Genomic DNA, 23,415 nt, shown 5'->3' with positions numbered 1-23,415 from the left:
CGGGCATAACCGATCATTCAGGTGGACCATCATGTCAGTTTCCGTTTCCCGGCCCGCGCAGGCCGCCGCCGACCATCCGGATGACGAGCCGCGCGGCGGCATCCCCCGCGCGATGCTCGCGGGCTACCCGCGCGGCGACGGACGCAAGGGCATCCGCAACATCGTCGCGGTCGCGTACCTGGTCGAATGCGCGCATCACGTCGCGCGCGAGATCGTCGCGCAGTTCCGCGCGCCGCTGCGGTTCGCCGGCGACGCCGCGCCGCCCGCCGACGCGCCGCCCGTGCATCTGATCGGCTTTCCCGGCTGCTATCCGAACAGCTATGCGGAAAAGATGATGGAGCGGCTCGCGACGCATCCGAACGTCGGCGCGGTGTTGTTCGTGTCGCTCGGCTGCGAGAGCATGAACAAGCAATACCTGGTCGACGCCGTGCGCGCGAGCGGCCGCCCGGCCGGCGTGCTGACGATCCAGGAAGCCGGCGGCACGCTCAGTACCATCCAGGCCGGCGTCGAATGGATTCGCGACGCGCGCGCGCAGCTCGCCGCGCAGCAGAAGGTGCCGATGGCGCTCGACGAACTGATCGTCGGCACCATCTGCGGCGGCTCGGACGGCACCAGCGGCATCACCGCGAATCCTGCCGTCGGCCGCGCGTTCGACCTGTTGATCGAGCAGGGTGCCGCGTGCCTGTTCGAGGAAACGGGCGAGCTGGTCGGCTGCGAATATCACATGCAGAGCCGCGCGGCGCGCCCCGAGCTGGGTCGCGAGATCGTCGCGTGCGTGCAGAAGGCGGAACGCTATTACTCGATCCTCGGCCACGGCAGCTTCGCGGTCGGCAACGCGGACGGCGGGCTCACCACGCAGGAGGAGAAGTCGCTCGGCGCGTATGCGAAGAGCGGCGCGTCGCCGATCGTCGGGATCGTCAAGCCGGGCGACGTGCCGCCGACGGCCGGCCTGTACCTGCTCGACGTCGTGCCCGACGGCGAACCGCGCTTCGGTTTTCCGAATATCAGCGACAATGCGGAGATCGCCGAACTGATCGCGTGCGGTTCGCACGTGATCCTGTTCACGACGGGACGCGGGTCGGTGGTCGGATCGGCGCTCGCGCCCGTGATCAAGGTATGCGCGAATCCCGAGACGTTCCGCAAGCTCGAAGGCGACATGGACATCGACGCGGGCCGGATTCTCGAAGGCCGCGCGACGCTCGACGACGTGGGCCGCGAGGTGTTCGCGAAAACGCTGGCCGTCGCGAGCGGCGACGCATCGAAATCGGAAGCACTCGGGCATCAGGAGTTCATCTTGACCTACAAGACATTCGAACCGATCGGCCCGGCCTGCCTGCCCGTCGGCGGGCCGCGCGGCCGCCGCGCCACGCCGGCGCCGGCGCCGGCATGACGCCGGATCGGGGAGTCCTGCTCATGGCACACGATGCTTCCCGCGTGTTTTCCGCGCCCCGGCCGGCGGGCGCGATCGGCGTGCGCCGCGCGGTCGGCACGCGCGGCGTGACGCTGACGGCGCTCGGCCTCGGCACCGCGCCGATCGGCGGCCTGTATCGCGACGTGTCCGACGCGGACGCCCAAGCGACCGTCGACGCCGCCTGGCAGGCCGGCATCCGCTATTTCGATACCGCGCCGCATTACGGACACACGAAAGCCGAGCACCGGCTGGGCGCCGCGCTGCGCGCGTACCCGCGCGGCGAATACGTGCTGTCGACCAAGGCGGGCCGCCGCTTCGTGCCGCGCAGGACGCCCGACGACGGCAGCGAGGGGTGGGAGCGGCCGCTGCCGTTCGAGGCGATCTACGACTACACCTACGACGGCATCGTGCGCTCGTTCGAGGACAGCCAGCAGCGGCTCGGCATCGACGAAATCGACATCCTCCTGATTCACGACATCGGCCGCTACACGCACGGCGATCTGCACGACCATTACTGGTCGCAGCTGTCGGCGGGCGGCGGCTTCCGCGCGCTGGATGCGCTGCGCGCGTCGGGCGCGGTGAAGGCGGTCGGCCTCGGCGTGAACGAAAGCGCCGCGATTCTCGACGCGATGGCCGAGTTCGACCTCGATTGCGCGCTGCTCGCCGGCCGCTACACGCTGCTCGAACAGGGACCGATCGCGGGCCTGCTGCCCGAGTGCGAGCGGCGCGGCGTGAAGATCCTGCTGGGCGGCGCGTTCAACTCCGGTATTCTCGCGCGCGGCGTGAAGGGCGACCTCAAATACGACTACGGGCAGGCGCCTGCCAGCGTGATCGAACGCGTCGCGCGGATCGAGGCCGTGTGCGATGCGCATCGGGTGCCGCTCGCGGCGGCGGCGCTGCAGTTCCCGTATGCGCATCCGGCGGTCGCGACGGTCTTGACGGGGGCGGCCGGCGCGGCGGAGATTCGCGAGAATGCCGCGTCGTTCGCCACCCCCATTCCGTCCGCGCTGTGGCGCGCGTTGCGCGACGAGGGCCTGCTCGACGCCGCTGCGCCGACGCCATGAACCCGATCCCACCCCCCATTCCGGCCGGTCCGACGCCATACGTCGACGCCCATCAGCATTACTGGGATCCCGCCCGCGGCGACTACGGCTGGCTGACGCCGGCGCTCGCGCCGCTGTACAAGCCGTTCGGCCCGGCCGATCTCGCGCCGCTGCGCGCGGCTGCCGGCGTGACGCGCACGGTGGCGGTGCAGGCCGCGCCGACGCTTGACGAGACGCGCTACCTGCTGGCGCTTGCGCGCGCCGACGCATCGATCGCGGGCGTCGTCGGCTGGGCGCCGCTCGCGGACCGCGAGGCGCCGGCGATCCTTGCCGAGCTCGCGCGCGAGCCGCGCTTCAAGGGGGTGCGGCCGATGCTGCAGGATCTGCCCGACGACGCGTGGATCGCCGATCCGGCGCTGGCCCCGGCGATCCACGCGCTGATCGAAGCGGAGCTTGCGTTCGATGCGCTGATCCATCCGCGCCACGTCGCGCCGCTCGCGGCGTTCGCGCGGCGCTTTCCGCGGCTGCGGATCGTCGTCGACCACGGCGCGAAGCCGCCGATCCGCGCCGGTCGGGCCGCGTGGCAGCCGTGGGCGGACGGCATCGCGCAGCTCGCCGCGTTGCCGAATCTGCATTGCAAGCTGTCCGGACTCGCGACGGAGGCCGCGCCGGACTGGTCGGACGCCGTGCTCGCGCCGTATGTCGGGCATCTGGTCGACTGCTTCGGCGCGTCGCGGCTGATGTGGGGCAGCGACTGGCCGGTGTTGAACCTGAACGGCGACTACGCCGGCTGGCACGCGGCCGCGCGGCGCCTCACCGACAGGCAGGGCGGCGCGGCGCAGGACGCGATCTTCGGCGGCAACGCGGCGGCTTTCTATCGACTGACACCCGCGTCCGCTGCGCTGCAAGCGCAGTGAGCGCTGCAATACTCGTTATGTCTCCGACGTCATTTCACCGGGAGCTGCAGATGGTACAAAGACTCGCAGGAAAGACCGCGCTCGTCACGGCCGCCGCGCAGGGCATCGGACGCGCGAGCGCCGAATGCTTTGCGCGCGAGGGCGCGCGCGTGATCGCGACCGACATCCGCATCGATGTGCTGCGCGATGCCCCGTTCGAGGCGCGCACGCTCGACGTGCGCGATGGCGCCGCGATCGATGCGCTGGCGCGCGAGCTGGGCACGATCGACGTGCTGTTCAATTGCGCGGGTTTCGTGCATGCGGGCTCGGTGCTGGAAACCAGCGAGGCCGATTGGGATTTCGCGTTCGATCTGAACGTGAAGTCGATGTACCGGACCATCCGGGCGTTCCTGCCCGCGATGCTGGAGAAAGGGCGCGGGTCTATCATCAACATGTCGTCGGCCGCGTCGAGCGTGAAGGGGGTGCCGAACCGCTGCGTGTACGGCGCGTCGAAGGCGGCCGTGATCGGACTCACGAAGGCGGTCGCGGCGGATTTCGTCGCGCAGGGGATACGCTGCAACGCGATTTGCCCGGGTACGGTCGAATCGCCGTCGCTCGAGGCGCGCATCGTCGAGCAGGCGCAGGCGCAGCGCGCGACGGTGGATGCGGTGCGCGCGGCGTTCGTCGCGCGCCAGCCGATGGGGCGCATCGGCAAGGCGGACGAGATCGCGGCGCTTGCGCTGTATCTCGCGTCCGACGAGTCCGGCTTCACGACCGGGCATGCGCACGTGATCGACGGCGGCTGGTCGAACTGAGCGCCGCCCCGGTCGCCGTTCAATCGTTTTCGTTCGTCTCTGTGGAGAGGTCGCTAGTCATGAAACTGCTTCGTTACGGCCCCGTGGGCCAGGAAAAACCGGGTTTGCTCGATGCCGATGGGCGGATTCGCGATCTGTCGGCGCGGCTCGCCGATGTCGCGGGCGATGCGTTGTCCGATGCGAGCCTCGCGACGCTGCGCGGCGTCGATCCGGCATCGCTGCCGCTGGTGCCGGGCGAGCCCCGGATCGGCGCGTGCGTCGGGCGGATCGGCAAGTTCGTCTGCATCGGCCTGAACTATGCGGATCACGCGGCGGAGTCGGGCCTCGCGGTGCCGGCCGAGCCGGTGGTGTTCGCGAAATGGACCAGCGCGGTGTGCGGACCGAACGACGGCATCGAGATTCCGAAAGGGTCGGTCAAGACCGACTGGGAAGTCGAGCTGGGCGTCGTGATCGGCAAGGCGTGCAAGGATGTCGACGAAGCGCGCGCGCTCGACCATGTCGCGGGCTACTGCGTGGTCAACGACGTGTCGGAGCGCGAATGGCAGATCGAGCGCGGCGGGCAGTGGGACAAGGGCAAGGGCTTCGACACGTTCGGCCCGATCGGTCCGTGGCTCGTGACGCGCGATGAAGTCGCCGATCCGCAGCAGCTCGCGCTGTGGCTCGAGGTCGACGGCCACCGTTACCAGAACGGCAGCACGAAGACGATGGTGTTCACGGTCGCGCAGCTGATCGCGTATCTGTCGCGCTGCATGAGCCTGCAGCCGGGCGACGTGATCTCGACCGGCACGCCGCCGGGCGTCGGCATGGGCGTGAAGCCGTCGCCGGTCTACCTCAAGCCCGGGCAGACCGTGCGTCTCGGGATCGAGGGGCTGGGCGAGCAGCTGCAGCGCACGCGCGCCGCGCAGTAGGTGTCGAGATGGGGCGCGCGCCGCGGTGTGCCGTGCGGGGACCTCGCGCAGCGCGGGTTTCCCGATGCACGATAAAAGTGGCGCGCATTTTTTGCCGGCGCTGCGTTGTGCGCGGGTGCGCCGGTCAGGCGAGCTTGTCGACGCTGGGTGGCGGAATATTGTCCGCTTCCGGCCATAACCCGGGAAAGAGGAACCGCAGGCTGAAGAACGGCAGCGCCGGTTCTAGCGGCGCCACGCGACCCTTGCTCGCGATCAGCCGCAGCTTCAGGCGCGGCGAGATCACGCGTGACGCGGTTCGGTCGGACGCGCCGAGCATCGCCTTGAACTCGCCGCGCTCGAGGCGTCCGACCTGAAACGATCGATATAGCGCACGCCCCGGCATCTCCGGTTGCAGCATGCTTCGGTGATGCAGCATGTTTCGCCCGAAATCATGCCCGATCTGCAGGGCGAGACTTTGATCGCGATGTTCGAGCGTGTCGAAGGCCAACCGATCCGACATGAAGCGGACCTGATCGATGCAGATGTCGAGCCAGAACTCGAGGAAGGTGGTGGGGCCGCTCGAACTCAGATTGCTTCGGCCGTCCGTATCGTTGCGGCGCGTCTTGTCCGCTTCGCCGAGTGCCGCATAGTATTTGCTCTGAGCCCGTGCCAACCCTCGCATCGGAGACCAAAGCCCGTCGGTCGGCCCGAGATGGGGCAGCAGCAGATGATGCTGCAGCGGGCTGGCCCGGCCGTTTCCATCAGGGCATGGATGAATCCACGAAAGCCGATGCAGGGCGGCGCCGGCGGCCACGATCTTCTTGCTGATGCTGGACTGATTCACCCCGTAGCGAAATGCGAGTGATGCAACGGGTCCGGCAGCATGGCGGGAGGGGGCGCGCGATGAGCGCCCACGGTGATTTCTATGTTCCGCAGCATCCCTGGCTCCGGCGCACTGTGTTCGTTGCCCTGCGCATCCAGGATCATCAGTGCCGGTGGCGGGCGTGTTTGGTAGAGATCGCGGTGGATGCGGCAAATCCATTCCTCGCGGAACTGATCCGACCACGCTGACCGAATCGCGACGGGCTCAAGTTCGGTTTCCACCTGCATGTGCGCCACGGCGAGTTTCTGGCGCCGAAATGTCTCTTGTTCTACCGAAAAATTCTTCTCGATGGCGGCTTCCAGGCCGGCCGGGTAGGTGTGCTGCCCTTCGATCCTGTTCGTGTCATACGAGTTCATGGCACGCAATAGCGGTGCAAGCGCATTGCGCGAATCCCGTCCGACGCGGGCGGAAAGGCGCGCTGCACCTTCACGAAAATCCGCAACGGCGTCGAGGATCCGGACCCTCTCCCCGTCGTTCGGAAACGCGGGTTCGATCATGTTGCTGGCGTGCATTTGGCGAATCGACGGCCGATTGGCGGCGTGCGGCGAGAGCGCCGCCGATGCAGGGCGGGCGTCGTTCAGATCAGCAACGTCAACGTGTCGAACAGCGCGAGATCGTCCGCCTTCGCGGATCGCGCGTGCCGCCGGATGATCTGCTGCAGGCATTCGATGAAGCACAGCGCCGCGCTGCTCAGTGTGCTGTTGCGGCGAGTGACGATGCTGAGTTGTCTCGGTTCGAACCGCTCCTTCAGCGCCAGTGCGCGCATCCTCGACCGGAACGGCGGCACGCGGCTCAAGACGGTCGGACACCACGTACACATGCCCGCTGATTCGAGCATCGTCTGCAGTGTCGCGAGCGACTGCGCGCGCACGATGCGCCGATCGTCGATGTTTGCGCCGTGCCGCGTGAACAGATAGTGGATCAGCCCGGCCTGGCCGTCGGGCGCGAAATTGAGCACCCAGTCCTGGTCGAGCAGCTCGTGGATCGATGACGCGTGCTGCCTGGGGTGCCCCTCCCGCACCATCACCGACGTTTCGTAAGCGAGCATCGGCTCGCACGCGAACTCCTGCGCGGCGGCGGACGGCTGCAACTGGCCGATCGCGAAATCCATGTCGCCGCTGCGCAGCAGCGGTTGCGCGACCGCCATCAAGCTCTCGAACAGTTCCAGCCGCACCTCGGGCATGCGCTCGCGAAACAGCAGGACCGTCTCCGCAAGGAAGGTCATCGTGATCCACGGCGCGATGCCGACGCTCAGCCGCCCTTCGATGCGTCCGCGCATCTGGGCGAGATCGTTCTGCGCGTGTTCGAGCTGGTTCAACACCAGTTTCGCGTGGGTCAGCAGCGCCTTGCCGTAGTCCGTGAAGCTGATGCCCTCCGGCGCGCGGATCAGCAGCGGCAGGCGCTCGCTGGCTTCCAGTTCGCGCAGCGCCCGCGTGACCGCCGCCTGCGAGATGCCGAGCGCGCGTGCGGCCCCGCGGATGCTGCCGGCCTCGGCGCTCGCGACGAGCGCATGCAGTTGGTGGAGTTTCATGGAATAGGTTAGATACCCGACAACAATTGGTTGTCATCATAACAAAACTGCGGCTTCTCTCTCGCGTTTTCGCTACATACGATCCAGCCCACGAATTGCCGCCGCGTGTCTCGCGATACCGGCGGCACCCGACAACTCCGGCTGAGCGATTTTTCCCGAGACATGACTGGTATGAAGGCTGAATGCGTTTTACCCGAGGTGGCCGCGGTGCGGGAAGACATGGTCGCGTTGCGGCGCCGCCTGCACGCGCACCCGGAGTTGGGTTTCCGTGAACATGCGACGAGCGAACTGGTCGCTCAGTGCCTGAGCGACTGGGGGTACCGGGTGACGCGCGGACTGGCCGGCACCGGCGTCGTCGGTACGCTGGCGCGGGGCGCGGGGCGCTCGCTCGGCCTGCGGGCCGACCTGGATGCGTTGCCGATTCGCGAAGCGACGGGCCTGCCGCATGCGAGCCGGATCGAGGGCGTGATGCACGCGTGCGGTCACGACGGCCATACCGCGATGCTGCTGACCGCCGCGCGCTGCCTGGCCGGCCGCGCGCGTTTCGACGGCACGCTGCACCTGATTTTCCAGCCCGCCGAGGAAGGACTCGGCGGCGCCCGCAAGATGATCGAGGACGGCCTGTTCGAGCGGTTCCCGTGCGACGCGGTGTTCGCGATGCATAACGTGCCGGGCTTTCCGGTCGGCCAACTGGGCTTTTGCAGCGGCCCGGCGATGGCGTCGGCCGACGAGGTGGCGATCCGCGTGACCGGGCGCGGAGGGCATGGCGCGACGCCGCACAAGACGGTCGATCCGATCGTCGTGTGCGCATCGATCGTGATGGCGCTGCAGAGCATCGTGTCGCGCAACGTGAGCGCGCAGGACGCGGCGATCGTGACGGTCGGCTCGATCCACGCGGGCGCCGCGTCCAATGTGATTCCGCCGAGCGCGGAGATGCTGCTGAGCGTGCGGGCGCTCACCCCCGACGTGCGCGCGCTATTGGAGCGCCGCATTCGGGAGACGGTGCACGGACAGGCGGCGAGCTTCGGCGCACTGGCCGATATCGATTATCGGCACGGCTATCCGGTGCTCGTCAATCATCCGGACGAAACCGCCTTCGCGCGTCAGGTCGCGCTGGACTGGGCCGGTCCCGGCGCGCTGATCGACGATTTCGGACCGCACACGGCGAGCGAGGATTTCGCCTTCATGCTGGAGCGCTGCCCCGGCAGCTATCTGTCGATCGGCAACGGCGAGGGCGCGCAAGGCTGCGCATTGCACAACCCCGAATACGATTTCAACGACGATTGCCTCGCGTTCGGCGCGAGCTACTGGGTGATGCTCGCCGAACGATTCTTGCGGTAACGCCCTGCGCGGATATCCCGATTAGACCCCTGGAGGAGAGACTGACATGAAGAAATGGATGACGCTGTCTTTGGCATTGATGGCCGTATCGGTCGCGGCGCACGCGGCCGACTGGTCGGGCAAGGAGATCCGGCTTGCCGTCGACCCGACCTACCCGCCGCTCGAATACAAGACGCCGGACGGCACGCTGACGGGTTTCGGCGTCGACATCACGAATGCGTTGTGCGCGGAATTGCGGGCGCGCTGCGTGTGGGTGGAAACGAGTTTCGACGGGATGATCCCGGGTCTGATGGCGCGCAAGTTCGATGTGATCGCGTCGTCGATGACGATCACGCCGAAGCGGATGCAGCAGATCGCGTTCAGCGCCAGGATCTCCAATGCGCCTGCCCGCCTGGTGGTGAAGCGCGGTTCGGACCTGCTGCCGAGCGCCGCGTCGCTGAAGGGCAAGCGGGTGGGCGTCGAACAGGGCTCGAGCCAGGAGGACTACGCGCGTGCGATGTGGCAGCCGAACGGCGTGCAGATCGTGTCGTATCAGAATCAGGATCAGGTCTACGCGGATCTGACGTCGGGCCGGCTCGATGCGTCGTTCCAGGCATCGATCGCGGCGAGCGACGGCTTCCTCAAGAAGCCGCAGGGCAAGGACTACACGTTCAACGGCCCGGCGATCGTCGATCCGAAGTACTTCGGCCTCGGTGACGGTCTCGGCCTGCGCAAGGACGACGTCGCGCTGCGTCAGGCATTCGACCAGGCGCTCGCGGCGATCCTGGCGAACGGCACGTATGCGCGCATCAACCGGAAGTACTTCGACTTCGACATCTACGGCGCGAAATAGGCCGCTTCGATCGTGCCGGCCGGCCCCGGGTCGATCGGGGCCGGCCGATTCCGGCGGTGCGCCGCGCGCAACAGGTTTCGACGAGGAAGACGTTTCATGATTTTCGATGGATTTGGCCCGTCGCTGTGGGCGGGCGCCTGCGCGACGGTCTGGCTGGCCGTATTGTCGCTGGCATTGGCTATCGCGCTCGGACTGGCCGGCGCGGCCGCGAAGCTCTCCGCTCGGCCGCTGTTCAAGCGCGTCGGCGCGGCCTATACGACGCTGATCCGGGCGGTGCCCGATCTGGTGTTGATGCTGCTGCTGTTCTTCAGCATCCAGATGCTGCTGAACCGCGCGACCGACGCGCTCGGCGTCGCGCAGATCGATATCGATCCGTTCAGCGCCGGCGTGCTGACGATCGGCTTCATCTACGGCGCGTACTTCACCGAGACGTTTCGCGGCGCGTTCCTCGGCGTGCCGCGCGGCCAGCTCGAGGCGGGTGCGGCCTACGGCATGTCAGGCTGGCAGGTGTTCCGCCGGATCCTGTTCCCGCAGATGATGCGAATCGCGCTGCCGGGCATCGGCAACAACTGGCAGGTGATCGTGAAGGCGACCGCGCTGGTGTCGATCATCGGGTTGTCCGACGTGGTGAAAGCCGCGCAGGATGCCGGCCGCGCGACGCAGGATTTCTTCTTCTTCACGGCGCTCGCGGGCGCGATCTACCTCGGTATCACGACGATCTCGCACGGGGTGCTCGCCTGGCTGGAAGCGCGCTATGCGGCGGGCGCGAGGCGGGCGGCATGATCGACATCATTCGCGATTACTGGCAGCTCTATCTGTACACCGACGGCTATCAGCCGACCGGCCTCGTCGTCACGCTGTGGTTGCTCGCGGCGTCCGTGGTGCTGGGTTTCGCGCTCGCCGTGCCGCTGTCGATCGCGCGCGCGTCGCCGAACCGCTGGCTGTCGGCTCCGGTATGGCTGTACACCTATGTGTTTCGCGGCACGCCGCTTTATGTCCAGCTGCTGCTGTGCTACAGCGGGCTCTACGGTCTGGAGGTCGTGCAGGCGCATGCGCCGCTCGCGGACTTCTTCCGCAGCGCGATGAACTGCACGCTGCTCGCGTTCGCGCTCAACGAATGCGCGTACACGACCGAGATCCTCGCCGGTGCGATCCGCTCGACGGCCTACGGCGAAGTCGAGGCGGGGCGGGCGTACGGGATGTCGTCGTTCACGCTGTACCGACGGATCGTCCTGCCGTCCGCGCTGCGCCGCGCGCTGCCGATGTACGGCAACGAGGTGATCCTGATGCTGCATTCGACCACGCTCGCGTTCACCGCCACCGTGCCGGATCTCATGAAGGTGACGCGCGACGTCAACTCCGCGACCTACGCGTCGTTCCCGGCGTTCGGCATCTCGGCTTGCCTGTATGCGGCGGTCGCCTTCGCGCTGGTGGGGATCTTCCGGATGCTCGAAGGGCGCTGGCTGGCGTTTCTGAAACCCGCGGCCGCCGGCCGTATGCATTGAGGAACCGGAATGTCCCATCCGATTGTCTACAAGCTGGCCGTCGACAACGTGCACAAGCGCTTCGGCGAACACGACGTGCTCAATGGCGTGTCGCTGCGCGCACGGGCCGGCGACGTCATCAGCATCATCGGCTCCAGCGGGTCGGGAAAGAGCACGTTCCTGCGCTGCATCAACTTTCTCGAGCATCCGACGGCCGGCACGGTCGCGGTGAACGGCGACGAGATCCGGACCGTGCGCGACCGCTCGGGAGGGTTGCGCGTGGCGAGCGAACGGCAGTTGCGCACGATCCGCACTCGGCTCGCGATGGTGTTCCAGCATTTCAACCTGTGGGCGCACCTGACGGTGCTCGAGAACGTGATCGAGGCGCCGATCAGCGTGCTCGGCCTGCCGCGCCGCGATGCGCGCGACCGGGCGCGGCACTATCTGGCCAAGGTCGGACTCGGCGCGGATTTCGAGTCGCGTTATCCGGCGCATCTGTCCGGCGGCCAGCAGCAGCGGGTGGCGATCGCCCGCGCGCTGGCCATGGAACCGGACGTGCTGCTGTTCGACGAGCCTACCTCGGCGCTCGACCCGGAACTGGTCGGCGAGGTGTTGCGCGTGATGCGGACGCTCGCCGGGGAGGGCCGCACGATGGTGGTCGTCACGCATGAGATGGCGTTCGCGCGGGAAGTGTCGAATCGCGTGATGTTTCTCCATCGAGGACGGGTCGAGGAAGAGGGCGATCCGGCCGACGTGCTGGCCGCGCCGCGCAGTGAACGGCTCGCGCGGTTCCTGTCGGGCAATCTGAAATAACGGGATGCGTCGCGGCGGCCGCACCGTCGGGTGCGCGGCGGCGCGGAGGGTTCCCTGACGGATCTGCGCCATCCGGCTTGCGCTCGGATGGCGCAGGCGGAACCGTGGCCGGACTCTCGGCCGGCCACGGCGTGGAGATCGACAGTCGCGCGGCGACTGATAAACAATAAGGATTGCAAATGAAAGGGAGATTGATTGCCGTCATGGCGTTGTCCGCGCTTGCGGTGCCCGCGTTCGCGCAGAGCAGCGTCACGCTGTACGGATTGATCGACGCGGGTGTCGATTACACGAGCAACGTCGGCGGCGGGCACGTCTATCAGATGGCGAGCGGTTTCGCGCAGGGCAGCCGATGGGGGCTCAAGGGAACGGAGGATCTCGGCGGCGGCAACAGCGCGCTGTTCCAGATCGAGAGCGGTTTCAATGCGGGCAACGGCGCGCTGGCGCAGGGCGGCCGGGCGTTCGGGCGGCAGGCTTATGTCGGGCTCGCGAACGAGCGTTTCGGCACGGTGACGCTTGGCCGCCAGTACGACGCCGTCGTCGACTATCTGGCGCCGGTCACGGCGAACGGCAGTTGGGGCGTCTATCCGTTCTCGCATCCGTTCGACAACGACAATACCGGCAACACGTTCCGGGTCAACAACACGATCAAGTATGCGAGCCCTGCGTTCGCCGGGTTCTCGTTCGGCGGCACCTACAGCTTCAGCAACGATACCGGCTTCGCGAACAACCGGCAGTGGAGCATCGGTGCGCAGTACGCGAACGGCGGGCTGCTCGTCGCGGCCGCATTCCTGAACGCCGACAATCCGGGCGCGACGTCGGGGGGCGCCATCGCCGGTGGAGGCGGCGGGTTGTCGGCGGACGCGAATTTCGTGTCGTCGCGACTGCGGGTGTTCGGCGCGGGGATCAACTACACGGCGGGGCCGGCGACGGTCGGGTTCGCGTATACGAATTCGTATCTCGGCAATCCGAGCGCCAACGTCGGCTACCTGTTCGGACAGGAAACGATCCAGCCGGTGTCCGGGCCGCTCGCCGGCGGAACCCTGACGTCGCTGAAATACCAGAACGTCGAGTTGAACGGCAAATACCAGTTCACGTCCGCCTTGTTCGTCGGCGCGCAGTACGTGTACACGCTCGAAACCTACGATGCGACGACGGGCAAGGTGAAGCCGAAGATTCATTCGATCGGACTGATGGTGGACTACAACCTGTCGAAACGCACGGACGTCTATTTGCTCGGCGCCTACCAGCGGGTCGCAGGCGCGACGACCGGCTCGTCGCTGGACCAGGCCTATGTGCCGGGGGCGGCCGATTTGTCGTCGACGTCGAAGCAACTGCTGGTTCATGCGGGGATTCGGCACAAGTTCTGACGCGCTGACGGCGGACGGCGACCCGGAGACGGCGGCGGGCAGGAATGAAGGCCGCGCGGTTTCGATCGTCGGCGACGCAGGCGATGCCGCGCGCGTCCGCCACCGCATGAATCGCGCGGCCCGCGCTTTCGGGAATCCCGCGCCTACCGAAACGCGTCGACCGCGAACTCCACGAAGCTTCTCAGCTTCAGCGTGGGCCGCCGATCAGCCAGATAGAGCAGGTGCATCGGCTGGGACGGCGGCTGATAGTCCGTCAGGATTCTGACGAGGCGCCCTTCCTTGACGTCCTCGTCCAACAGGACCGCCGGCTGCATGATGATGCCGAGGCCGGCGACGGCGGCCGTCCGCAGCGCCTGGCCGTGGTTGACGGTCAGCCGGCCTTGCACCGGCACGCTTTCGGTCCGGCCGTCGCGATGCAGCCGCCAGGTGTTCTTCCTGCGCCAGTAGCTGAAGCCGAGGCACTGGTGCGCGGCGAGATCGGCCGCCGCGCGCGGCATGCCGAATTCCACCAGATACGCCGGCGCGGCGCACAGCCACATCTCGTACGGCTGCAGCGCCCGGGCGACCAGCCCGGACTCGCTCAATGCGCCGATCTGGATCGCCGCGTCGTAGCCTTTCTCCACCCAGTCGATCGGACGATCGGCGAGCGTCAGATCGACGCTCACATCGGGGTAGCGCCGCAGATAGCGCGCGAGCGCCGGCACCAGGCGCTGGCTGCCGAACGACACGGGCGCGTGCACCTTCAGCACGCCGCGCGGCGCCGCGCGCATGTCGGCCGCGCAGGCGTCCGCCGCGTCGGCGTCGGCGAGCACCTGTTTGCATCGCGCGTAATAGATCTGGCCGATTTCCGTCAGCGACTGCTGGCGCGTGGTGCGGTTCAGGAGCTGGGCGCCCACGCGCGATTCGAGGAAGCGCACGTGCTTGCCGACCATCGTCGCGGAGATGCCGAAGGTCTCCGCCGTGGCCGCGAAGCTGCGTTTTTCCGCGGCGCAGACGAACACCGCCATGCTGAGCAACCGGTCGAGCATTCGAAACCCAGGGTTCTGAGTGAAGTCACCCGAGCCTACTTCAAAAGCCCCCGGGCATCAACGACAGTACATCCACGGCTCCGATACCCGGAACCGGCCCTTCCAACCGACTCTGGAGCATCAAGCGATGACAACCGACAATCCCCTTCGCCGCCGAGGTCTGGAACTGTTCGAACAGCTTCATGGCGGCCATGCCGGCGCGGCGATGGTGGCCGAGGTGGCCGAAATCTGTCCGGCATTCGCGGATATGACCATCGAATGGTCGATCGGATCGATCATGAACCGGCCGGGCCTCGATCTCGCCACGCGCGAACTGATCCTCGTCGCATCCTGCGTGACGCTGGGGCATGCGATGCCGCAACTGCGCGCGCACGCGCAAGCCGCGCTGCGGGTGGGCGCGACGCGCGAGCAGATCGTCGAGACCGTGCTGCAACTGACCTTTTATGCGGGCGGACCGGCCGTTCGCAATGCGCTGGTTCTGTTGAAGGAGGTGTTCGCGCAGTTGGACGAGGCCTCGCCGGTCGCGAGCTGATCCGGGATCCCGGCGCGCTCGAAGCGGGATGCGGCCGAGTTTGCTGGCGCGCACGGCCGTGTCGAGCGATGTGGATGCGATCGACGCGTTCGAGAAGGGGGCGAACGCCGCACCGGGGCTTTCCACGCCCGCCCGCCATGCGTGACATATACATCGGACAGCCCCGCTTACCGGACACGCGGGGCTGCGCGACAAGGGGTGTCCGCGCGGGAATGCGCGGCTGCGAACGTTTCGCCCATCACGCCGCGCATCGCGCCGGCCCGCGTGCCGGACTCAATCCTCCGTCTCGCCCAGGAAGCCGCCGCTCTGATGCATCCACAGCCCCGCATAGACCCCTCCCGATTGCAGCAACTGCTGATGCGTGCCTTCCTCGATGATCCGGCCTTCGTCGAGCACGATCAGGCGGTCCATCGCGGCGATGGTCGACAGTCGGTGCGCGATCGCGATCACCGTTTTGCCGCCCATCAGATTGCCCAGGCTTTGCTGGATGGCGGCTTCGACCTCGGAATCCAGCGCGCTGGTGGCCTCGTCGAGCACCAGGATGGGCGCGTCCTTGAGCATCACGCGCGCGATCGCGACGCGTTGCCGCTGGCCGCCCGACAGCTTCACGCCGCGCTCGCCGACCTCGACGTCGTAGCCGCGATGGCCGCGCTGGTCGCTCAGGTTCTCGATGAACGCCGAGGCTTCGGCGCGGGCGGCCGCGTCGTGCATCTGCGCGTCGCTCGCATCGGGCCGGCCGTACAGGATGTTCTCGCGCATCGTGCGGTGCAGCAGCGAGGTGTCCTGCGTCACCATGCCGATCGCGCCGCGCAGGCTGTCCTGGGTCACGTGCGCGATGTCCTGCCCGTCGATGCAGATGCGGCCCGAGCCCACGTCGTAGAAGCGCAGGAGCAGATTGACGAGCGTGGATTTTCCCGCGCCGGAGCGGCCGATCAGGCCGATCCGCTCGCCCGGCCGGATCACCAGGTTCAGGCGGTCGATCACCTGCCTGCCGCCGCTGTCGTGCGCGAAGCTCACGTTGTCGAACACGATCCCGCCTTGCTTGACGGACAGCGGCCGGGCGTCGCGCGCGTCGGTGACGGCACGCACCTTGGTCAAGGTGGCGATGCCGTCCTGGATCGTGCCGATGTTCTCGAACAGGCCGGTCATCTCCCACATGATCCAGTGCGAGTAGCCGGACAGGCGCAGCGCCATCGCGATCACGGCGGCCACCACGCCGGCGCCGACCTGCCCGATCATCCACAGGTGCAGCGAGAGCCCGGTCGCGCCGATCAGCAGGCCGGTGATCAGCAGGTGATTGGTGATCTCGAACGCGCTGACGAGACGCATCTGCGCATAGCCGGTGGTCTTGAATTCCTCCATCGCGCGCCGCGCGTAGTCGGCTTCGCGGTGCGTATGCGCGAACAGCTTCACGGTGGCGATGTTCGCGTAGGCATCCGTGATCCGTCCCGTCATCATCGCGCGGGCATCGGCCTGCGCGCCGCCGATCTTGCCCAGGCGAGGCACGAAGAACCAGCAGGCGATGCCGTATGCGAACAGCCAGACGGCGAACGGAATCATCAGTTTCCATTCGAAACTGGCCGCGAGCAGCAGGATGCCGATCAGGTATGCGGCGACGCCCACCAGCACGTCCACCGTCATGAACAGCGCCTCGCGCATCGACAGCGCGGTCTGCATGATCTTGGTGGTGACGCGGCCGGCGAACTCGTTCGCGTAGAACGACAGGCTCTGGCCCAGCATCAGCCGGTGAAACACCCAGCGCAGCCGCATCGGGAAATTGATGGCGAGCACCTGGTGCATCACCATCGTATGCAGCCCGAGCAGCAGCACGCTGCCGGCCAGGATGCCGGCGAAGCCGAGGATCGTGCCGCGCCGCGCGTCCCAGAGACCCGCCGGCGTGGTGGCGGACAGCCAGTCGACGACGTGTCCCATCATCGCGAACAATGCCGCCTCGTAGGCCGACAGCGCGGCCGACGTCAGCGATACCAGGAGAATCCAGCCGCGCGCGCCTTGCGTGCAGGTCCAGATGAACGCGAACAGCCCTTTCGGCGGGGTGGCCGGTTCCTCGGTGGGAAATGTCGGCACCCGCCGTTCAAATATCGAGAACATGAGTTCGTCTCCTTGCTGGCGTCGTCGGGCGACGCGTTGACTGGCCCCGTATCACGCGCCATCCAGCGGGCTGCGATACGGAAAAATCTATCACGCATGCGGCTTGCTTGCCGGAATCCTGCCGCCTTGAACGCGCGCGGAGCGCGGTGCGGGCATCCGCCCCGTTCGCGTCGCACGGGAGGGCCGCTCCGTTCGCGATTCGCGGGGTTCCGGGTGAACCGGTTCCGCTCGCTGCCGATCGATCCGGCGGACGATCAGGTCGAGTGCGCCCGGCTCGCCGGCGCGCCGGCTCAGCACGATGAACCGCGGTTTTTTTCCAAGTCGGCCGGTCGGATTCGAGCCGATGGCCGAACCCGCGAACGCGCAGCAGGCCGTGGGTCAAGTCCGGAACGACGACTTTGGCATCCTGGCGATCGGCGAAGGCCGGCGCGGTACGCATCCGCGTCTTCGAGCGCGTCCACGTTGCCGTCCCTGGCCCCCGGATCGCCCGCACCGGGCCTGGCATCGTCGTCAGCGCGCGACGCATTTTCCGCGTCGTTGCGTGCGATGAAGCCGAACCGGCGGGGCTCGATATTCGAACGCGCGTGCGATGCCGCCTATGTGCGTATTCGTATCGAGAGTGCGGCGCAAGCACGCGCCATTCCGAGTTCGCCGTGCGCTTTGCGGAGAACGCGTTGCACATCAGGCGCGAGATGACCGAATGGATCAAACGGGAGATCGCACGGAGGCGGATCGACCGGAGCCCGAAACACGATCCGGCCGCCACGCCGCTGCGCGTGCTCACGGAGGACGCGATCGGATGCGTCGCGCGGGCGTCGCGCCGGGGGTAACGCGCAATCGCATGCCGCCGTGCCGCGGCATATCGCCGGGCGGATGCCGCCGCCCTCGTGACGGGGCGCGAAGCGCAGGCGGATCGTCGACGATCCGCCTGCGCCCCCGGTCAATCAGGTACGCGCGAGCGCCTGGCCGAGATCCGCGAGCAGGTCGTCGATGTGTTCGATCCCGATCGACAGCCGGACGGTTTCTTCCTTCACGCCGGCTTTCGCCAGTTCGGCGGGCGACAGCTGCCGGTGCGTGGTCGACGCCGGGTGGGTCGCGAGCGACTTGGCGTCGCCGATGTTGACGAGCCGCGTGAACAGCCGCAGCGCATCCTGGAACGCCGCGCCCGCGTCGCGGCCGCCCTTCACGCCGAACGTGAGGATGCCGGGGGCGCGCCCGGACAGATAGCGCGCGACCAGCGCGTGATCGGGGTGATCCGGCAGCCCCGAGTAATTGACCCATTCCACCTTCTCGTGCCGCGCCAGATACTGCGCGACCTTCAGCGCGTTGTCGCTGATCCGGTCGATGCGCAGCGCGAGCGTTTCGATGCCCTGCAGGATCTGGAACGCGTTGAACGGCGAGATCGCCGCGCCGGTGTTGCGCAGCGGCACGACGCGCGCGCGGCCGATGTAGGCGGCCGGGCCGAACGCCTCGGTGTACACCACGCCGTGGTAGCTGACGTCGGGCTGGTTGAGCCGCTTGAAGCGGTCCGCGTGTTCGGCCCACGGGAACTTGCCGGAATCGACGATCGCGCCGCCCAGGCTCGTGCCGTGGCCGCCGAGATACTTGGTGAGCGAATGCACGACGATATCGGCGCCGTGTTCGAACGGCCGCAGCAGGTACGGCGACGGCACGGTGTTGTCGACGATCAGCGGCAGGCCGTGGCGATGCGCGATGTCGGCGAGCGCCGCGATGTCGGTGATGTTGCCGAGCGGATTGCCGACCGATTCGGCGAAGATCGCCTTGGTGCGCGCGTCGATCAGCGCTTCGAACGACGCGGGATCGCGCGGGTCGGCGAACTGCGTCGTGATGCCGTATTGCGGCAGCGTGTGGGCGAGCAGGTTGTAGGTGCCGCCGTACAGCGTGCTCGACGACACGATGTTGTCGCCGGCTTCCGCGATCGTCAGGATCGAGTAGGTGACGGCCGCCTGGCCGGACGCGAGCGCCAGCGCGCCGACCCCGCCCTCCAGGGCCGCGACGCGCTGCTCCAGCACGTCCTGGGTCGGATTCATGATCCGCGAATAGATGTTGCCCGGCACCTTCAGGTCGAACAGGTCGGCGCCGTGCTGGGTGTCGTCGAAGGCGAACGCCACCGTCTGGTAGATCGGCACGGCGACCGCGCGGGTGGTCGGGTCGGGACTGTAGCCGCCGTGTACGGCGATCGTTTCGAGGCGCCAGTCGGCGGAAGCTGAATCGGTCATCGCTGCGCTCCTGTCTCCATGGGAAGGTCGGCCGATTATAGAAGCCGGGCGCGGGATGTTTTAGCTTGTTTGGTGACTAGCTTATGGGGGTTCGGCGTCGTGGACGAGGCGCCGGCGGGGGCTCACAGAGGCTGTCGCGGCGCGTGCGCCGGCGGCACGGCCGGCGCCGCCTGGCCGCGCCGCACCTGTTCCCTGCCCAGCGCCGCCATCAGCGTGCCCGCGACAAGCGCCGGCACGCCGACCGCCGCGAACACGACCGGCAGGGGCAGAGTCATCGCGAGCATCGCGCCGCCCGCGAGCGACCCCAGCACGGAGCCGAAGCGGCCGATGCCGTTCGCCCAGCTCACGCCGGCGGCGCGGCAGTCGGTCGGATAGAACGCCGCCGACAGCGCATTCGCGCCGACTTGCGCCCCCGACACGCAGAAGCCGGCGCAGAACACCGCCGCGCCCGCGAGCCACGGGTCGGCGGCCACGGCGCCGATCGCCGCGATGAAGCCGCCGGCCGCCACATAGCTGACGGTGAGCACCGCGTGCGGACGGAACCGGTCCATCAACCAGCCGAGCGAAATCGCGCCCAGCGTGCCGCCGACCTGGAACATCGCGGTCACGAGCGCAGCCGTGCGCAGCGTCGCGCCGGTGGCGCGCAGGAAGGTCGGCAGCCAGCTCGACAGCAGGTAGATCACGAGCAGGCTCATGAAGAACGCGAGCCACAGCAGCACCGTGCCGCGCATCAGGTCCGCGCGAAACAGCCGCGCGACCGGCGAACCCGCGAGCCGGCGGGCGGCGGCGAAGGTCGCGTTCGTCAGGTCGGCGCGCGGCGCGATGCGGGCGAGGATCGGCCGGATGCGCGCCGGATCGGCGCCCGTCGCCACCAGATAGCGCACCGATTCCGGCAGGTAGCACGCGAGCAGCGGCAACAGCAACAGCGGCGCCGCGCCGCCGACGAACAGCACGGCGTGCCAGCCGAAGCGTTCGATCAGCCCCGCCGCGATCAGGCCGCCGAGCGCGGAGCCGATCGTGAAGCCGCAGAACATCGTCGTGACGAGCAGCGAGCGGCGCTTCGCCGGACAGAATTCCGACGTCAGCGTGATCGCGTTCGGCATCGCGCCGCCGAGACCGAGGCCCGTGACGAAGCGCCACGCGATCAGCACGCCGATCGAGTTCGACCACGCGGACGCGAGGCTCGCGATCCCGAAGCACGCGACGCAGGCCAGCAGCAACCACTTGCGGCCGAAGCGGTCGCCCAGCGGCCCGAATATCAGCGCGCCGGCCATCAGCCCGGCGAGCCCGGCGCCGAACACGGGGGCGAGCTGCGCGGGCGACAGTTGCCACTGCGCGCGAATCACGGGCGCGATGAAGCCGATCGACGCGGTATCGAAACCGTCGATCGCGACGATCAGAAAGCACAGCGCGACGATCGCGATCTGGAACGGCGACACCGGGTGCCGGTCGATGAACGCGGCGACGTCGGTCGGGGGCGAGGCGTGAGGCGTCATGGCGGATTGACTCCGTTGGGGCGTGCGGGTGATGTCGGAAACGGCCGGGCTCAGTCGGCGCCCTTCAGGCAATCTTCCGCGCGCCAGCCGTGCAGCCAGTGCAGTGCGTCGTGAAACTGCGTCTGCGTGCGATCGGTCCATAGCCGATTGCGCACCGAGCGCTCGACCCCCTCGGCGTGGTAGATCCGGCCCATCTCGCGCGCCGAGTACAGCACGCGTGCGCAGCGCGGAATGCGCGCGCGTTCGTACAGCGCGAAGGCCGCCTCGAAATCGCCGCCGGCGCGGGCGACGGCCGCGCCGAGCGTGACCGCGTCCTCGAGCGCCTGGCATGCGCCCTGCGCGAGATATTGAGTCATCGGATGCGCGGCGTCGCCGAGCACGGTCGCCCGGCCGGTGCTCCAGCGCTCGACCGGGTCGCGGTCGGCGGTCGCCCAGCGCTTCCACGACGTCGGCCGGTCGAGCAGCCGGCGCGGCAGCGGATGGATGCCGTCGAAGTACGACAGCACCTCGGCCCGACTGCCCTCGCGCACGCCCCAGGTTTCCGCGTCGCGGCTGTGGAACGTGACGACGAGGTTGTATTGCTGCCCGCCGCGCAGCGGATAGTGGACGAGATGACAGCGCGGCCCGGCCCACACCACCGGCGCGTTGAGCCGCAGGTCGTCGGGCATGTTCCGCGCGTCGACCACCGCGCGATACACGACGTGGCCGGTCACGCGGTGCGCGTCGCCGATCAGCGCCGCGCGGATCGCGGATTTCACGCCGTCGCAGCCGATCGCCGCGTCGGCGCGATAACGCTTGCCATGCTGATCGACCGCCGTCACGCCGCGCGGATCCTGCTCGAGCGCGCGCACCTGGGTGCCGGTGCGCATGGCGATCAGCGGATGCGCGCGCACGGCGTCGAGGATCGACAGATGCAGGTCGGCGCGATGGATCACCGCGTACGGGTTGCCGAAGCGCTGCCGGTAGGCGGGTCCGACGTCGATCCGGGCGACCTCGCGCGCGTCGAGCGCGTCTCTCATCTGCAGCGTATCGGTGAGCACCGCGCGGCCGCGCGCCGCGTCGCCGACCCCGAGCGCGTCCAGTGCGTTGAACGCATTCGCGGCGAGCTGGATACCCGCACCGATCTCGCCGATGGTGCCGGCCTGTTCGAGCAGCTGCACGCCGATCCCGCCGCGTGCGAGCGCGAGCGCCGCCGCCAGGCCGCCGATGCCGCCCCCCACGATCAGCACGCGGGCGCGTGCGGTCGATGTCTCGCTCATGTCTCGTCTCCTCCATCGGGGCGCGCCCCGTGGGATTTATCCGATGTAGTCGGGCTGGCGCGCGGGGGCGGCGCGCGCGAATGCGGGATGCTCCAGCGCGCGGCGGTAGATCGCCATGCAGCGCGTGAACCCGTCCAGCTCGCACCCCATGCGCAGCGCGTTCGCGATCTGCGGCACGAGGCAGCAGTCGGCGAGCGTCGGCGCGTCGCCGAAGCACCATGCGCGACGGCCGCCGTGCCGTTCGAGGCATTGCTCGACGGCCGCCATGCCTTCGGCGATCCAGTGCCGGTACCACGCATCCTTCTGTTCGGGCGACACGTGCAGGGTGTGCTCCAGGTAGCGGAGCACGCGCAGGTTGTTCACCGGATGAATGTCGCACGCAATCAGGTTCGCGAGTTCGAGCACGCGTGCCCGCGCGGCCGGATCGGCGGGGATCAGGCGCGGCTCGGGGTGACGCTGGTCGAGGTAGTCGATGATCGCGAGCGACTGCGCGAGGCTGAAGGCGCCGTCGACGAGCACCGGCACCGAGGCCGACGGATTGACGTCCTCGACGTAGTGCGGCGCGCGTTGCTCGCCGGCGCGGAGGTTGACGGGCCGATACTCGAACGGAAGGTCTTTCAGCGCCAGCGCGATCCGCACGCGGTACGACGTCGAGCTGTTGAAGAAGTGGTAGAGCTGCACGATGTGGGCGTCCTTCTTCAGATCACGCGAACCGTCAGTTCGCCGAGACGGTCGACGCCGACGCGCATCACGTCGCCGCTCGCCGCCGCGCCGACGCCCTCCGGCGTGCCCGTGAAAATCACGTCGCCGGGTTCGAGGCGGAAATACGTCGACAGATCCGCCACCGTTTCGGCCACCGACCAGATGAGATGCGACACGTCGCTCCGCTGCCGGGTCTCGCCGTTGACGGTCAGCCACAGGGCGCCCGTGTCGATATGTCCGACGGTACTTGCGGGATGGATCGGGCCGAGCGGCGCGGAGCGGTCGAACGCCTTGCCGATTTCCCACGGACGGCCCATCTCGCGCATTTTCATCTGCAGGTCGCGGCGGGTCATGTCGAGACCGACCGCGTACCCCCACACGTGTTCGAGCGCGCGTTCGCGCGGGATATCCGCGCCGCCCTTGCCGATCACGGCAACCAGTTCCGCTTCGTAGTGGTAGTTGCGGGTCCGGGCGGGATAGGCGAGGTCGAGCGTGTCGCCGTAGGCGACCGGGACGACCGCATCGGCGGGCTTGCAGAAGAAGAACGGCGGCTCGCGATCGGGATCGAAGCCCATCTCGCGCGCGTGCGCCGCGTAGTTGCGGCCGACGCAATAGACGCGGCGCACCGCGAACAGATCGCCGGAGCCGGCGACGGGCACCGCGACGGGCGGCTCGGGAGGGAAGACGAAAGTCATGACGAACTCGCTGGGAAAAGAGAGAGAGGAAGGAGGGGGCCGCGCGCGAAG

The 23,415-nt window shown here is 68.2% G+C and carries 23 protein-coding genes; 13 read left to right on the top strand and 10 right to left on the bottom strand.

The genetic code is table 11. The features are described from left to right. The first annotated feature begins 31 nt into the window (after window positions 1-31). From RZR99_RS06995 to RZR99_RS06975, 5 genes are read left to right on the top strand one after another with little or no spacing between them, the layout of a single operon-like run. Window positions 32-1,390, top strand: coding sequence for a UxaA family hydrolase (locus RZR99_RS06995; RefSeq protein WP_323119022.1), 1,359 nt, complete (start codon window positions 32-34; stop codon window positions 1,388-1,390). Between the two features lie 23 nt (window positions 1,391-1,413). Next, the gene (locus RZR99_RS06990) at window positions 1,414-2,475 is read left to right on the top strand and encodes an aldo/keto reductase (RefSeq protein ID WP_323119021.1); all 1,062 of its coding nucleotides are present in this window, start codon (window positions 1,414-1,416) and stop codon (window positions 2,473-2,475) included. Continuing rightward, window positions 2,472-3,371, top strand: a complete 900-nt coding sequence (locus tag RZR99_RS06985; RefSeq protein ID WP_323119020.1) for an amidohydrolase family protein — start codon at window positions 2,472-2,474, stop codon at window positions 3,369-3,371. The genes RZR99_RS06990 and RZR99_RS06985 overlap by 4 nt, the downstream gene beginning before the upstream one ends. Window positions 3,372-3,421: 50 nt before the next feature. Then, a complete protein-coding gene (locus tag RZR99_RS06980) occupies window positions 3,422-4,165 on the top strand; it encodes an SDR family oxidoreductase (protein WP_323119019.1) in 744 nt (247 codons plus the stop codon). 59 nt (window positions 4,166-4,224) lie between these two features. After that, a complete protein-coding gene (locus tag RZR99_RS06975) occupies window positions 4,225-5,073 on the top strand; it encodes an ureidoglycolate lyase (protein ID WP_323119018.1) in 849 nt (282 codons plus the stop codon). 124 nt (window positions 5,074-5,197) lie between these two features. Here RZR99_RS06975 and RZR99_RS06970 read toward each other — a convergent pair whose 3' ends face one another. From RZR99_RS06970 to RZR99_RS06960, 3 genes are all read right to left on the bottom strand, one after another. Beyond that, window positions 5,198-5,896, bottom strand: coding sequence for a Fic family protein (locus RZR99_RS06970; protein ID WP_323119017.1), 699 nt, complete (start codon window positions 5,894-5,896; stop codon window positions 5,198-5,200). Then, the gene (locus RZR99_RS06965) at window positions 5,893-6,447 is read right to left on the bottom strand and encodes a Fic family protein (RefSeq protein WP_323119016.1); all 555 of its coding nucleotides are present in this window, start codon (window positions 6,445-6,447) and stop codon (window positions 5,893-5,895) included. The genes RZR99_RS06970 and RZR99_RS06965 overlap by 4 nt, the downstream gene beginning before the upstream one ends. Before the next feature lie 65 nt (window positions 6,448-6,512). Continuing rightward, window positions 6,513-7,466: a LysR substrate-binding domain-containing protein gene (locus RZR99_RS06960; RefSeq protein ID WP_323119015.1), complete on the bottom strand. Its 954-nt coding sequence runs from the start codon at window positions 7,464-7,466 to the stop codon at window positions 6,513-6,515. A 171-nt stretch (window positions 7,467-7,637) separates the two neighbouring features. Here RZR99_RS06960 and RZR99_RS06955 point away from each other — a divergent pair, with 171 nt between their 5' ends. The 6 genes from RZR99_RS06955 (at window position 7,638) to RZR99_RS06930 (ending at window position 13,303) form a co-directional block, all read left to right on the top strand. After that, window positions 7,638-8,807 carry a M20 aminoacylase family protein gene (locus RZR99_RS06955; protein ID WP_323119014.1) on the top strand — a complete coding sequence of 390 codons (1,170 nt, stop codon included), beginning with the start codon at window positions 7,638-7,640 and terminating at the stop codon, window positions 8,805-8,807. Between the two features lie 46 nt (window positions 8,808-8,853). Next, the gene (locus RZR99_RS06950; protein WP_323119013.1) at window positions 8,854-9,639 is read left to right on the top strand and encodes an ABC transporter substrate-binding protein; all 786 of its coding nucleotides are present in this window, start codon (window positions 8,854-8,856) and stop codon (window positions 9,637-9,639) included. A gap of 96 nt (window positions 9,640-9,735) precedes the next feature. Continuing rightward, window positions 9,736-10,422: an ABC transporter permease gene (locus RZR99_RS06945; RefSeq protein ID WP_323119012.1), complete on the top strand. Its 687-nt coding sequence runs from the start codon at window positions 9,736-9,738 to the stop codon at window positions 10,420-10,422. Then, window positions 10,419-11,144 carry an ABC transporter permease gene (locus RZR99_RS06940; RefSeq protein WP_323119011.1) on the top strand — a complete coding sequence of 242 codons (726 nt, stop codon included), beginning with the start codon at window positions 10,419-10,421 and terminating at the stop codon, window positions 11,142-11,144. Before RZR99_RS06945 ends, RZR99_RS06940 begins: the two co-directional genes overlap by 4 nt. A 9-nt stretch (window positions 11,145-11,153) precedes the next feature. Continuing rightward, entirely contained in the window at window positions 11,154-11,936 is a 783-nt protein-coding gene (locus RZR99_RS06935) for an ABC transporter ATP-binding protein (RefSeq protein WP_323119010.1), read from the top strand. 179 nt (window positions 11,937-12,115) lie between these two features. Further along, window positions 12,116-13,303: a porin gene (locus RZR99_RS06930; protein WP_323119009.1), complete on the top strand. Its 1,188-nt coding sequence runs from the start codon at window positions 12,116-12,118 to the stop codon at window positions 13,301-13,303. Between the two features lie 143 nt (window positions 13,304-13,446). On the opposite strand, the gene RZR99_RS06925 is transcribed toward RZR99_RS06930, so the two are convergent. Continuing rightward, window positions 13,447-14,331, bottom strand: a complete 885-nt coding sequence (locus RZR99_RS06925; RefSeq protein ID WP_323119008.1) for a LysR family transcriptional regulator — start codon at window positions 14,329-14,331, stop codon at window positions 13,447-13,449. A gap of 127 nt (window positions 14,332-14,458) precedes the next feature. Here RZR99_RS06925 and RZR99_RS06920 point away from each other — a divergent pair, with 127 nt between their 5' ends. Next, window positions 14,459-14,863, top strand: a complete 405-nt coding sequence (locus RZR99_RS06920) for a carboxymuconolactone decarboxylase family protein (protein ID WP_323119007.1) — start codon at window positions 14,459-14,461, stop codon at window positions 14,861-14,863. 273 nt (window positions 14,864-15,136) lie between these two features. On the opposite strand, the gene RZR99_RS06915 is transcribed toward RZR99_RS06920, so the two are convergent. Continuing rightward, window positions 15,137-16,972, bottom strand: coding sequence for an ABC transporter ATP-binding protein (locus RZR99_RS06915; protein ID WP_323119006.1), 1,836 nt, complete (start codon window positions 16,970-16,972; stop codon window positions 15,137-15,139). A gap of 398 nt (window positions 16,973-17,370) precedes the next feature. On the opposite strand from RZR99_RS06915, the gene RZR99_RS06910 reads away from it, so the two are divergent. Continuing rightward, entirely contained in the window at window positions 17,371-17,802 is a 432-nt protein-coding gene (locus RZR99_RS06910; protein ID WP_323119005.1) for a hypothetical protein, read from the top strand. Between the two features lie 114 nt (window positions 17,803-17,916). Here RZR99_RS06910 and RZR99_RS06905 read toward each other — a convergent pair whose 3' ends face one another. From RZR99_RS06905 to RZR99_RS06885, 5 genes are all read right to left on the bottom strand, one after another. Then, a complete protein-coding gene (locus RZR99_RS06905; RefSeq protein WP_323119004.1) occupies window positions 17,917-19,212 on the bottom strand; it encodes an O-acetylhomoserine aminocarboxypropyltransferase/cysteine synthase family protein in 1,296 nt (431 codons plus the stop codon). 122 nt (window positions 19,213-19,334) lie between these two features. Continuing rightward, on the bottom strand, window positions 19,335-20,708 hold the full coding sequence (locus RZR99_RS06900) for an MFS transporter (RefSeq protein ID WP_323119003.1): 1,374 nt from the start codon (window positions 20,706-20,708) through the stop codon (window positions 19,335-19,337). 50 nt (window positions 20,709-20,758) lie between these two features. Then, a complete protein-coding gene (locus RZR99_RS06895) occupies window positions 20,759-21,967 on the bottom strand; it encodes a 3-hydroxybenzoate 6-monooxygenase (RefSeq protein ID WP_323119002.1) in 1,209 nt (402 codons plus the stop codon). A 36-nt stretch (window positions 21,968-22,003) separates the two neighbouring features. Next, the gene (gene maiA / locus RZR99_RS06890) at window positions 22,004-22,648 is read right to left on the bottom strand and encodes a maleylacetoacetate isomerase (RefSeq protein WP_323119001.1); all 645 of its coding nucleotides are present in this window, start codon (window positions 22,646-22,648) and stop codon (window positions 22,004-22,006) included. A gap of 17 nt (window positions 22,649-22,665) precedes the next feature. Then, entirely contained in the window at window positions 22,666-23,364 is a 699-nt protein-coding gene (locus RZR99_RS06885) for a fumarylacetoacetate hydrolase family protein (RefSeq protein WP_323119000.1), read from the bottom strand. Between the last annotated feature and the right edge of the window lie 51 nt (window positions 23,365-23,415).

The sequence above is a fragment of the Burkholderia alba genome (assembly GCF_034721475.1).
GTDB classification, from domain to species: domain Bacteria; phylum Pseudomonadota; class Gammaproteobacteria; order Burkholderiales; family Burkholderiaceae; genus Burkholderia; species Burkholderia alba.
The sequence above is the reverse complement of the archived record's forward strand: the minus strand, read 5'-3'. Positions and strand labels throughout refer to the sequence as shown.